The organism is Geobacillus thermopakistaniensis, assembly GCF_000498995.1.
Taxonomy (GTDB): domain Bacteria; phylum Bacillota; class Bacilli; order Bacillales; family Anoxybacillaceae; genus Geobacillus; species Geobacillus thermoleovorans.
On sequence record NZ_AYSF01000094.1, the window covers coordinates 1 to 11,796 of the forward strand.

The 11,796-nt window shown below is 55.4% G+C and carries 9 protein-coding genes and 3 pseudogenes; 2 read left to right on the top strand and 10 right to left on the bottom strand.

The genetic code is table 11. From position 1 onward, the window contains the following. The first annotated feature begins 165 nt into the window (after positions 1 to 165). Positions 166 to 789 carry a transcriptional repressor LexA gene (gene lexA, locus T260_RS123370; protein WP_011230827.1) on the top strand — a complete coding sequence of 208 codons (624 nt, stop codon included), beginning with the start codon at positions 166 to 168 and terminating at the stop codon, positions 787 to 789. 63 nt (positions 790 to 852) lie between these two features. Here the strand turns inward: lexA and glnA are convergent. The 5 genes and pseudogenes from glnA to T260_RS1000000139660 form a co-directional block, all read right to left on the bottom strand. Next, a pseudogene (gene glnA, locus T260_RS0121025) lies at positions 853 to 2,326 on the bottom strand (type I glutamate--ammonia ligase). Between the two features lie 39 nt (positions 2,327 to 2,365). Further along, positions 2,366 to 2,767: a MerR family transcriptional regulator gene (locus T260_RS123365; RefSeq protein WP_011230825.1), complete on the bottom strand. Its 402-nt coding sequence runs from the start codon at positions 2,765 to 2,767 to the stop codon at positions 2,366 to 2,368. A 76-nt stretch (positions 2,768 to 2,843) separates the two neighbouring features. Next, positions 2,844 to 4,115: a methionine gamma-lyase family protein gene (locus T260_RS123360; protein ID WP_011230824.1), complete on the bottom strand. Its 1,272-nt coding sequence runs from the start codon at positions 4,113 to 4,115 to the stop codon at positions 2,844 to 2,846. Positions 4,116 to 4,128: 13 nt separating this feature from the next. Beyond that, positions 4,129 to 5,178: pseudogene (gene hflX, locus T260_RS0121030) on the bottom strand (GTPase HflX); the annotation flags it as partial. A 34-nt stretch (positions 5,179 to 5,212) separates the two neighbouring features. Further along, positions 5,213 to 5,533: pseudogene (locus T260_RS1000000139660) on the bottom strand (HflX-like GTP-binding protein); the annotation flags it as partial. Between the two features lie 160 nt (positions 5,534 to 5,693). Here T260_RS1000000139660 and T260_RS123355 point away from each other — a divergent pair. Further along, positions 5,694 to 6,311, top strand: a complete 618-nt coding sequence (locus T260_RS123355; protein WP_011230822.1) for a trimeric intracellular cation channel family protein — start codon at positions 5,694 to 5,696, stop codon at positions 6,309 to 6,311. A gap of 207 nt (positions 6,312 to 6,518) precedes the next feature. Here the strand turns inward: T260_RS123355 and T260_RS123350 are convergent, their stop codons facing one another. The 5 genes from T260_RS123350 to T260_RS123330 all read right to left on the bottom strand — a co-directional run. After that, positions 6,519 to 7,397 carry a DMT family transporter gene (locus T260_RS123350; protein WP_011230821.1) on the bottom strand — a complete coding sequence of 293 codons (879 nt, stop codon included), beginning with the start codon at positions 7,395 to 7,397 and terminating at the stop codon, positions 6,519 to 6,521. Between the two features lie 98 nt (positions 7,398 to 7,495). Beyond that, positions 7,496 to 8,065, bottom strand: coding sequence for a Uma2 family endonuclease (locus T260_RS123345; protein ID WP_020278231.1), 570 nt, complete (start codon positions 8,063 to 8,065; stop codon positions 7,496 to 7,498). 150 nt (positions 8,066 to 8,215) lie between these two features. Next, positions 8,216 to 9,367: a thiolase family protein gene (locus T260_RS123340; protein ID WP_023634520.1), complete on the bottom strand. Its 1,152-nt coding sequence runs from the start codon at positions 9,365 to 9,367 to the stop codon at positions 8,216 to 8,218. Between the two features lie 133 nt (positions 9,368 to 9,500). Beyond that, positions 9,501 to 10,346 (bottom strand): 3-hydroxyacyl-CoA dehydrogenase family protein, encoded by an 846-nt coding sequence (locus tag T260_RS123335; protein WP_014195501.1) that lies wholly within the window; start codon positions 10,344 to 10,346, stop codon positions 9,501 to 9,503. Between the two features lie 14 nt (positions 10,347 to 10,360). Continuing rightward, positions 10,361 to 11,796, bottom strand: a 1,436-nt coding sequence (locus T260_RS123330) for a long-chain fatty acid--CoA ligase (protein WP_023634521.1), incomplete at its 5' end; no start/stop codon positions are given.

The following is an 11,796-nucleotide window of genomic DNA, read 5'->3' on the forward strand; positions in this document are numbered from 1 at the left end:
TCCCAAAATCGAAAATTGGGCCGAAAATCTAGAATGTTTGTTCGCTTTCCTTCATTATAGCCAGGAACATTTGTTTGTGTCAATAAAAAACTCGAACTTATGTTTGTTTTTTCGTCTTCCGCATGGTATAATGAAGGCAAATGATGTGGCAAGAGGTGTGAAACAATGACAAAACTGTCAAAACGACAACAGCAAATTTTAGAGTTTATTAAACAGGAAGTAAAAACAAAAGGCTATCCTCCGTCGGTGCGGGAAATTGGGGAAGCGGTTGGACTGGCGTCAAGTTCGACGGTCCACGGGCATCTCGCGCGCCTAGAAAGCAAAGGGTACATCCGCCGCGACCCGACAAAGCCGCGCGCCATTGAAATTTTGGACAACGATATGGCCAAGGAGAGAGAAAAAGAGGAGATCATCTCGGTGCCGATCATCGGCAAGGTGACGGCCGGCCAACCGATTACAGCGGTGGAAAACATCGAAGGCTACTTTCCGCTGCCGAAGCGGCTCGCCGCCGGCGAGGAGCAGCTGTTTATGCTTGAAGTGATGGGCGACAGCATGATCGAAGCCGGCATTCTCGACGGCGACTACGTCATCGTCCGCCAGCAGTCATCGGCCAACAACGGCGACATCGTCGTCGCCATGACGGAAGACAACGAGGCGACGGTGAAGCGGTTTTTCAAGGAAAAAGACCACATCCGCCTGCAGCCGGAAAACGCCCATCTTGAGCCGATCATCGTCCGCGACTGCACGATTCTCGGCAAAGTGATCGGCGTCTATCGCCTGTTCGACTGACTCGTGCCGGCCTGCGCCCATAAAAAAGCTGCCCCGTTTTTTTCAGGGCAGCTTTTTTATGAATCAGTAGAGTTCCATATATTGGTCCAATTCCCATTGATGAACCGTTGTCCGATACATATCCCACTCAATTTCTTTCGCTTCGACGAAATGCTCGAATAAATGTTTGCCGAGCGCGTGAATCATCACTTCATCGGACTTCAAGTTTTCCAACGCTTCATGCAGCGTTGCCGGCAAATCGACAATGCCTTCTTCGAGCCGTTCTTCTTTCGTCATGACGTAAATGTTTCGATCCACTGGCGCCGGAGGAGTGAGCTTGTTGCGAATGCCGTCAAGCCCAGCGGCTAAAAGCACCGCCATGGCCAAGTATGGGTTGGCCGACGGGTCGACGCTGCGCACCTCAATGCGCGTGCTCATGCCGCGCGAAGCTGGAATGCGGATGAGCGGGCTGCGGTTGCGCGCCGACCAAGTTTTCGGCCGGATTTTTTTTTATTTGCNTGGCCAAGTATGGGTTGGCCGACGGGTCGACGCTGCGCACCTCAATGCGCGTGCTCATGCCGCGCGAAGCTGGAATGCGGATGAGCGGGCTGCGGTTGCGCGCCGACCAAGCGACGTAGCACGGCGCTTCATAGCCTGGAACAAGCCGCTTGTACGAGTTGACGGTCGGGTTCGTCACCGCCGTAAAGTTCGGCGCATGCTTCAGCACACCGGCGATAAACTGCCGCGCCGTATCGCTCAACTGCAAGTCGCCGTTCGGATCGAAAAAGGCGTTTTCACCGTTGCGGAACAGCGACAGGTTGCAATGCATTCCTGAACCGTTAATCCCAAAAATCGGCTTCGGCATAAAGGTCGCATGCAATCCGTGTTTGCGGGCGATCGTTTTGACGACCAGCTTAAACGTTTGAATGTCGTCGCACGCTTTTACGGCATCAGCGTATTTAAAATCGATCTCATGCTGGCCCGGGGCGACTTCATGATGGGACGCTTCGATTTCAAACCCCATTTCCTCAAGCTCGAGCACAATGTCGCGCCGGCAGTTTTCCCCAAGATCGGTCGGCGCCAAATCGAAATAGCCGCCGCGATCGTTCAGCTCCATCGTCGGGTGTCCTTTTTCGTCCAGCTTGAAAAGGAAGAATTCAGGCTCAGCTCCTAAGTTAAAGGCGTTGAAGCCAAGCGCCTCCATCTCTTTCAGCATCCGCTTCAAGTTATAGCGCGGACAGCCTTCAAACGGCGTGCCGTCCGGGTTGTAAATGTCGCAGATAAAGCGGGCGACTTTTCCTTTTTCTGAAGTCCACGGGAAAATGACGAACGTATCCAAGTCCGGATACAAATACATATCCGACTCTTCGATGCGGACAAATCCTTCGATCGACGACCCGTCAAACATAATTTTGTTGTTAAGCGCTTTCTCCAGCTGGCTGATCGGAATTTCGACGTTTTTGATCGTGCCCAAAATATCGGTGAATTGCAGGCGGATGTACTTGACATTTTCCTCTTTGACGATGTGTAGAATGTCGTCACGCGTATATTTTGCCATGTCCAAACTCCTCCCCGGCTCGGAAATCATTTTCCGTCATTAATGAAAGAAGCGAGCGAGATCTCCTTGGCGAAGCGATGCGCGCTGGAACCGCCCGGCCTGCAGCAATTCATTCCGCAAAATTTCGCGCAGTTCTTCGTCCGACAGCTTCGGTTTTCCTACTTTTTCGACTTTCTCCGCCTGCTGGTGGCGTCCTTCCTCCCGCGCGGCAAAAATTTGCTTAATGCCCGCCAAGTTGACGCCTTGGTCGATCAAATCTTTAATTTCCAGCAAGCGGTCAATGTCATTGAGCGAAAACAGCCTCCGGTTGCCTTCAGTGCGCGCTGGCGAAACGAGGCCGTGCTCTTCATAATAGCGGATTTGCCGAGCCGACAAGTCGGTCAGCTGCATCACAATCCCAATCGGAAACAATGGCATGGAACGACGAATTTGGCTGCTCATGCCAATTCCTCCTCGCTTTTGATACCTTTATTTTACCATAATGTCAGGAAATGAGTCAATGAAACGTGATGTTTCCTCACAAACAAATCAACCGCTGTTCAAGCAAACGCTGAATGGCGGAACAGACGGCGATTTTCACATGCGAATACGTCAATCCGCCTTGCACATACGCGACATATGGGGGGCGCAACGGCCCGTCGGCCGTCAACTCAATGCTTGCCCCTTGGACGAACGTGCCGGCGGCCATGATCACTTTGTCTTCATAGCCGGGCATGTCGCTCGGATACGGAGTGAAATGAGCGTTGACCGGGGAGGAAGCCTGAATCGCTTGGCAAAACGCCACCATTTGTTCCGGATCGTCAAAACGGACGGACTGAACCAAATCCGTGCGCTTCGCCTTCCACGATGGCGAGGTTTTTAGTCCGATTCGCTCGAGCATCGCCGCCGTAAAAACCGCCCCCTTGAGCGCCTGACCCACGGTGTGCGGCGCAAGGAAAAAGCCTTGATACATATCCGGCAAGCTGTAAAGCGACGGACCGACTTCCGCTCCAATGCCCGGCGAGGTCATCCGATAGGCGCACGCCTCCACATATTCCCGCTTGCCGACAATGTAGCCGCCCGTTTTCGCCAAGCCCCCTCCCGGGTTTTTAATGAGCGAGCCGGCCATCAAATCGGCGCCGACATGGCATGGCTCTTTCTCCTCGACGAATTCTCCGTAGCAATTGTCGACAAACACGACGACATCCGGTTTGATCGACTTGACGAATGCAATCATGTCGCCGATCTCTTCGACAGTAAACGACGGCCGGTCCGCATAGCCGCGCGAACGTTGAATGCCGATCATTTTCGTCCGCTCATGGATCGCTTCGCGAACGGCCGGAAAATCGACCATCCCTTCCGCTGTGAGCGGCACACTGCGATAACGAATGCCAAACTCTTTCAGCGAGCCGACGCCGCGGCCGCGGACGCCGACGATTTCCTCAAGAGTATCGTACGGAGCGCCCGTGATGTAAAGCAACTCATCGCCCGGGCGCAACACGCCAAACAGCGCGATCGCAATCGCGTGCGTGCCGGAAATGATTTGCGGGCGCACAAGTCCCGCTTCCGCTCCAAACACATCAGCGAAAATGCGATCGAGCGTATCGCGGCCCGCATCGTCATACCCATAACCGGTTGACGGGATGAAGTGGGCGTCGCTCACTTGATGGCGACGGAAGCTCTCAAGCACGCGGTATTGGTTGACGTCGACCAGTTCATCGATGCGGCGGTGAATCGGCGCGATTTGTGCTTCGATTTCCTCGATGAGAAGAGCGATGGTTTCTCCGTGTCTCCATTGTGTCCAAAACATAGATGAACCCTTTCTACCGTTGGAATGATTGCAGCTCCCCATACAAGGGGTGCGTCGGCAGCACGTACCCTTGGCAGTCGTACGTGCCTCCCTGTTCATTATAATGCCATTCGTGCAAAATGGTGTCCGATTTTAACCGAGCGAGCAATTTTCCTTCACCGCTTGGGATCGACACGTCGTAACGGGCCATTTGCTGTTTCACCGCCTCTTCAAGAAAATAGCGGAGCCGGTCAATGTCGGCGGCGGAAAGCGCGCTGATCATGATGGAAGCAGTCGTTGTCGGAATGAATTCCGACGCTTTTTGATCGCTTTTATTGTACACCGTGACCATCGGAATGGAAGAAGCCCCTAATTCAGTAAGCAGCCGCGACACCGTTCGCTCGTGCGCAACGTAATCCGGATGAGACGAATCGACGACGTGAAGCAATAGATCGGCTTCCGTCACTTCCTCGAGCGTCGAGCGGAACGCGGCGACAAGCGTCGTCGGCAAGTCTTGAATGAACCCGACCGTATCGGTGACAAGCACCGTGTAGCCGCATGGCAAGACACATTTGCGCGTCAACGGGTCGAGCGTGGCAAACAACAAGTTTTCTTCCAACGAATCGGCGGCGGTCAGCCGATTGAAAATCGTTGATTTGCCGGCGTTTGTATAGCCGACGAGCGCCACTTGAAACGCTTGGTTTTTTTGCCGGCGCTCGCGGTAGCGCCCTCGATGCTCAGCAATGCGCACAAGCTCAGCTTTAATGTCGTCAATGCGGCGGCGAATATGGCGGCGGTCGGTCTCGAGCTTCGTCTCCCCCGGGCCGCGCGTGCCGATGCCGCCGCCCAAGCGGGATAGCGCCTCTCCTTGACCGCTAAGGCGCGGCAACATATACTCCAGCTGGGCGAGCTCGACTTGCAGCTTTCCTTCTTTTGAGCGGGCGCGTCTTGCAAAAATGTCTAAAATGAGCTGCGTCCGGTCAATCACTTTCACCTCGCCAAGCATTTTCGTCAAATTGCGCGCTTGGCTTGGAGAGAGCTCGCTGTTGAAAATAACCACGTCCGGTTCCAGCTGCTTGACTATNACGGGGGATAAAAGCAGGCCGAAAAAAAATGTCTAAAATGAGCTGCGTCCGGTCAATCACTTTCACCTCGCCAAGCATTTTCGTCAAATTGCGCGCTTGGCTTGGAGAGAGCTCGCTGTTGAAAATAACCACGTCCGGTTCCAGCTGCTTGACTATGGCGGCGAGCTCTTCCGTTTTCCCTTTGCCGATATACGTCGCCGGGTGCGGCGCTTCACGTTTTTGCGTCACCTCTGCCACAACCTCGCCGTTCGCCGTCGCAACGAGCGAAGCGAGCTCCTCCATCGAATAGCGAAACCGTTCATCATCGACACCAGCGAGCTGGCAGCCGACAAGGATCGCTTGTTCACGGCTCATGGCATCCCCCTTCCTTTCCCTCGCGGCGAACATGTTCTCTACGTTCATGATACCAAATCCCACCGTCGGTCTGCTAGTTCGTTCCAAAAAAACGATTGATTTTCCGCCGCTTTTGCCCCTACAATGATACAAGAACACCGCACGGAAAGGAACAGCACGAATGACGTGGGAAGTATTGAGCATCATCGGCACGATCGCCTTTGCCATTAGCGGGGCGATCGTCGCGATGGAAGAGGAGTACGATTTGCTTGGGGTGTACATTTTAGGGATTGTCACCGCTTTTGGCGGCGGGGCGGTGCGCAATTTGCTGATCGGGGTTCCCGTGTCGGCGTTATGGGAACAGCAGCCGCTCTTTCTTGTCGCTTTGGCGGCCATGACAGTTGTGTATTTGTTCCCAAAGCAAATGCTGCCGCCGTGGAAGCGGTGGGGCAACTTTTTTGACGCCCTTGGGCTGTCCGCGTTCGCCATCCAAGGAGCGCTGTATGCCGTCAACATGGATCATCCGTTAAGCGCGGTCATCGTCGCCGCGGTGTTGACCGGAAGCGGCGGCGGCATTATCCGTGACGTGTTGGCGGGAAGAAAGCCGCTCGTGTTGCGCGCAGAAATTTATGCCGCCTGGGCCATTCTCGCCGGCCTCGCTGTTGGGCTGAAATGGGCCGAATCGCCCATGGAGCTGTATGTGTTGTTGATTGTCGTCGCCGCTTTGCGCGTTTTGTCATACACGTACGGCTGGAAGCTGCCGCGGCGGGCGGTCGGAGAAAAAGCGGGGGAGCAATGATCAAACGGCAAAAGCAACAACTACTCATTGATTTATACGAAAAGATAGACTTTTGTATAAATCGTCCCATTCCGTTTGACAGCCGTTGTATGGCTCCTCTCTGCCCCTGCCTCTTGGTACGAAGGAAGCGAAAAGAAGCAAAACCGTAAGCACGGAAGCGAAGGCGCCCAACGCGGACTCCTCGCTTTTGGTTTGCTGACGCCTTCCTTACGCGCTTTGCTCGCTTCGCACCGCCACGGCCACGCCGGCAGCAATGAGCGCCCCGCCGAGCCAAAACGAGACATCGAGTTGCTCTTGTAAAAACAGCCGGCCAAAGAGCGAGCCGACGAGCGGCTGGAAAAAGAAAAAGAGCGAGCCGACGCCGGCATCGATCATTTCCATCCCTTTGTTCCAAAGAAAAAATGCTCCCGCTGTCGATACAACGCCAAGATACAACACCCCAAGGGCGACGGGAACACTCCAATGGCTCGCAGCAAGCCCCGGCCCTTCGGCGAGCATCATCGGCGTCATGCCAATGAGTGCCACAAAAATGGCATACGTGGTGATCGAAAACACGGACAAGCGGGCCGAAGCGATTTTCACGAGCACCGACAACAGCGCCCAAGTGACCGCCGCGCCGACTAAGCAAACGTTGCCAAGAAACGTTGATTCTTCTCCGCCTCCTAAGCCGACGATGACGATGACGCCGAATGTCGCCAATAGGAGCGCGCCAAGCTTCCGCCATGTGAGCGCCTCACCAATCAGCCAGCGGGCAAACAAAACGACAAACGCCGGCGTCGAGGCGGTGATGAGCGAAGCGGTATGGGCGTTCGACCATTTCGTGCCGACAAACTGCAAGGAAATGGAAACGACGTAGCCGATGATCCCGACCGTGATAATCATTCCCCAGTCACGCCCGTTCTTTGGGGGGCGCTCGCGTTTCGCCACGGCGACGGCGCCCAGCACGATCAAGGCGACGGCGTAGCGCAGCCAGACGAGCGTAAACGGCGGAATGTAGTCCAACACGTATTTGCTCACCACATACATCCCGCCCCAAATGCCAGCGGCAAGGGATAAATAGAAGGAAGCGAGAAAGGCTTGCTTCATGACATCGATCCCCTTTGCGTTCTTCTTTCTGCTGCTGACACCAAAAGCGAAGCCGTTATTTCCAGAGATGGCAGCCAAACAAGGTTGTTCTCCATCAGCTACACATCGCTTTCTTCCGGAGGAAACACGGGGGCGAGCGAAACCGTCAAATCCGGTTGCCAAAAAGAAACCAACTCATCGCTTGGCCCGAAAACCGCTCGCTGTTGAAATCGTCCATCTTGCCAGCTGAGCACTTCGATCGTTCGATTGCTGGGGTCTACAATCCAATATTCATGCACACCATATTTTTCGTATAAATAGTATTTCTGGTTTCGATCACGCAAGGCGGTGCTTGGTGACAGCACTTCCACAACGAGATCGGGAGCCCCTTTCATTCGCCGATTCCCGATTTGCTCAACCCGACAAACAACTGATAAATCCGGCTGAACAACCGTTTTCGCCATCCGTTCCGGCTCCTCAGGATCAAGCTGAACATCAAACGGGGCAAGAATGACATGACAGCCACGCGCCTGAAAATACGAAGCCAATGCAAGGTGCAGTTGTCCGACCACATACTGGTGCTCAAACGACGGAGACGCCAATAAATAGGGAACACCATCGATCAGTTCCCAATTTCCTTCCCAATGTTCAATGTCGCGATACGTGTAAAACGGCTTCTCCTTCTGCACTGCGCTTCCCCTTTCACTTGCTTTTCTTTCATCTTATCACATCGCTCCAGTTCCGTCTCATATTTTTATTTTCTCGTCATGACAGAAAAAACAGCGGCCGCCACCGCTGTCGAGTGTGTGTCAAACAAATGTTTTTTCCACGCGTTGCTCTTACTCCCGCTCGATGATCGTGGCCGTCGCCATCCCGTGGCCGATGCAAATCGTCAATAGCCCATAGCGGCCGCCGCGCCGTTCAAGTTCATGAACAAGCGACGTCATGAGCTTCGCACCGGTGGCGCCGAGCGGATGGCCAAGCGCAATGGCGCCGCCGTTGACATTCACCTTCTCAAGCGGAGCGCCGATTTCTTTTTGCCAGGCGAGCACGACCGGGGCGAACGCTTCGTTGATTTCAATGAGGTCGATGTCATAGATCGAGAGGCCGGCTTTTTTCAGCACTTGCCTCGTCGCCGGAATGACGCCATCGAGCATATACGTCGGGTCGGAGCCGACGACCGTTTGCGCGACAATGCGCGCTTTCGGCTTCAGTCCGAACCGCCTCGCCGCCTCCCGTTCCATCAAAAGCACAGCGGCCGCCCCGTCGCTCATTTGGCTCGCATTGCCAGCGGTGATGAGACCGTCTTCTTGAAACACCGGCTTGAGCGCGGCGAGCGCTTCCGGCGATGTATCGACCCGCGGCCCTTCATCATCGGTGACAAGGATTTCGCGGCCATCGCGGTCAAGCCCTTTCACCGGGACGATTTCCGCGCGAAACTTCCCTTCGCGCAAGGCCGCCAAGGCGCGTTGATGGCTTTCGTACGCGTAGGCGTCAAGCTCCTCGCGCGTTAGGCCGTATTTTTTGGCGATCCGCTCAGCCGAGACGCCTTGGTGGATGAATTCGTATTTTTCATGCAGCGACGGCGGAATCGTCCGCTCGTTGCCATCGCTTAAAATCGGCACTTTCGTCATGCTTTCGACCCCGGCGGCGATCGTGACATCCATATCGCCGGAGCGGATTTCCTGGGCGGCGAAATGAATCGCCTGCTGCCCCGAGCCGCACATTCGGTTGATTTGCACGGCCGGCACTTCGACCGGAAAGCCAGCTTCGAGCGCCGCGAGCCGGCCGATGTTGTATCCTTGTTCGGCGATCGGCGTCACGCAGCCCATGACGATGTCTTCAACCATCCGCTTTTCAATGCCCGCCCGGCGCACGACTTCATCGAGCACCACCGCGGCCAAATGGACCGGATGAACGTCCCGGAAGACGCCGTTCCGCTTGCCGACCGGCGTCCTGACCGCTTCGACAATGACCGCTTCACGCACCATGCAACTTCCTCCTTTTGCTCTACTTTCGTGATTTCTTCGTTGCCTTGCCTATTCGGGCGCTTCCGCACGGGCGAAAGCGGGCGCTCTTTAAGCGCTTGTTGGCGCGCGGCATCAGATGGACGGCGAGCGCTGCTCAATACGTGTAAAACCCTTTCCCCGTCTTCCGCCCTAAATGCCCGGCTTCAACGAGCTTGCGCAAAAGCTGCGGCGCCCGGAACCGGTCGCCGTATGCTTCCGTCATGTTTTCACTCACAAACAGGAGCGTATCAAGCCCGACCATGTCGGCCAGCTCCAGCGGCCCCATCGGATAATTGAGGCCAAGCCGCACCGCTTTGTCGATATCCTCAGCGGAAGCAACTCCTTCTTCGTACATGCGGATGCATTCAATCATATGGGCGGCAAGCGCCCGTGTCGTCACAAACCCTTGCCGGTCTTTCACGACGACCGTTTCTTTGCCAAGCTCCACAGACAGCCGACGGATGGCGTCGACTGTGTCGTCGGAAGTCGTCTCACCTTTCACAATTTCGATCAACTTCATCACTGGCGCCGGATTGAACCAATGCATGCCGATGACGTTCTCCGGCCGGTTGGTCGCGGCGGCAAGCGCCGTGACGCTCAGCTCGGATGTGTTGGTCGCTAAAATGGCGTCCGGCTTCGCCAATTGATCGAGCTGCTGAAACACGTCTTTTTTCAGCGCCAAGTTTTCCGGCACGGCTTCGATGACGACATCCGCCCCGCGCACCGCTTCGGCCAAATCGACGGTCGAGCGGATGCGCCCGAGCGCCGCTCGCGCTTCCGGCTCGGACAGCCCGCCGGTTTTGACAAAGCGGCGCAAGCTTTTTTCCGCCGAAGCGAGCCCATTTTGCAAGGCCGCTTCGGACACGTCATATAAATACACCGTTTTTCCCGCCATCGCCGCCGTTTGCGCGATGCCGCTTCCCATCACCCCGGCGCCGATGACCGCAATCGTTTCTGCCACGGTGTCCGCCTCCTTTACTCCTTCGCCGCATCGGCATAGCGCGCTGCCATCTCATCGCGCAGTTTTCTCTTTAAAAATTTGCCGACGCTCGTTTTCGGAATTTCATCGAGAAACACAATGTCATCCGGCAGCCACCATTTCGTAAACTGCGGGCGCAAAAAGTCGTACAGCTCTTCTTTCGTGACGCGTTTTCCTTCTTTCAGCACGACGCAGGCAATCGGGCGCTCTTGCCATTTCGGATGCGGCACAGCGACGACCGCCGCTTCGAACACCGCCTCATGGGCCATGAGCGCATTCTCCAAATCAACCGATGAAATCCATTCGCCGCCGCTTTTAATGACATCCTTCGTCCGGTCGACAATTTTCACAAACCCTTCTTCGTCCACGGTGACGACATCGCCGGTATGCAGCCAGCCATCGCGAAATGCTTCGTTCGTTCTCTCATCGTTGTAATACTCGGCGGCAATCCACGGACCGCGCAAGCAAAGCTCGCCCATTTCCTGCCCGTCCCAACGAACCGGCCCGTTTTGGCCGATCACTTTCATCTCAAGCCCTGGAGCAAGCAGCCCTTGCTTGGCGCGAATGTCCAGTTTCTCCTCGTACGACAGCCCGTCTTGATAGCTTTTCGGGCGTGAGACAAGCACAAGCGGGCTCGTTTCCGTCATGCCGTACGCGTGAATGAACGGAATGCCGTATTTTTCTTCAAACGCACGGATGATCCCTTTCGGCGCGGCTGAACCGCCGCAAATGACACGCGTCAGGCTGCTGACGTCATAGTTTCCTTTCTCCAACTCTTGCAACAGCCCGAGCCAAATCGTCGGCACGCCGGCGGTGATCGTCACCCGTTCGGAGTCAATCAGCTCGGCAAGCACTTTCGGCGTAAACGCCGGTCCCGGCATAACGATCGTCGAACCGAACCAAGTGGCGGCAAACGGCAGCCCCCACGCGTTGACATGGAACATCGGTACGACCGGCATGACGACATCGCGCTCGCACAGCCCTTGCGTATCAGCCAGCCCTAACGCCATCGCGTGCAAGACGGTGCTGCGGTGCGTATACACAACCCCTTTTGGATTTCCCGTTGTCGCCGACGTATAACACATACCAGCCGGTTGGTATTCATCGAGGTCTTTCAAGAACGGAAATGTTGGATCGCCCTCGGCAAGCAGTTTCTCGTAATGGTACACTGGCGACAACGTTGTTTCCGGCAGCTCGTCGGCATCGGTCATGACGATGAAAGCGCGTACGTTCGGGATCTCGTCCTTGATCGCTTCAATTGCCGGCAGCAAATCATCATCGATCAGCAGCACACGGTCATCGGCGTGGTTGATGATGTAAGAGATATGCTGCGGCGAGAGGCGGATGTTGATCGTATGGAGCACCGCCCCGATGCCGGGAATGGCAAAATACGCTTCCAAATGGTTTTCGGCGGATTTTTGCCGATAATGTA

What these genes read in the sequence shown, in the direction of transcription:
- T260_RS123350 (WP_011230821.1), bottom strand. Translation starts at nt 7,397, where the DNA reads ATGAAGCAAGCCTTTCTCGCTTCCTTCTATTTATCCCTTGCCGCTGGC.
- T260_RS123355 (WP_011230822.1), top strand. Translation starts at nt 5,694, where the DNA reads ATGACGTGGGAAGTATTGAGCATCATCGGCACGATCGCCTTTGCCATT.
- T260_RS123340 (WP_023634520.1), bottom strand. Translation starts at nt 9,367, where the DNA reads ATGGTGCGTGAAGCGGTCATTGTCGAAGCGGTCAGGACGCCGGTCGGC.
- lexA (WP_011230827.1), top strand. Translation starts at nt 166, where the DNA reads ATGACAAAACTGTCAAAACGACAACAGCAAATTTTAGAGTTTATTAAA.
- T260_RS123360 (WP_011230824.1), bottom strand. Translation starts at nt 4,115, where the DNA reads ATGTTTTGGACACAATGGAGACACGGAGAAACCATCGCTCTTCTCATC.
- T260_RS123365 (WP_011230825.1), bottom strand. Translation starts at nt 2,767, where the DNA reads ATGAGCAGCCAAATTCGTCGTTCCATGCCATTGTTTCCGATTGGGATT.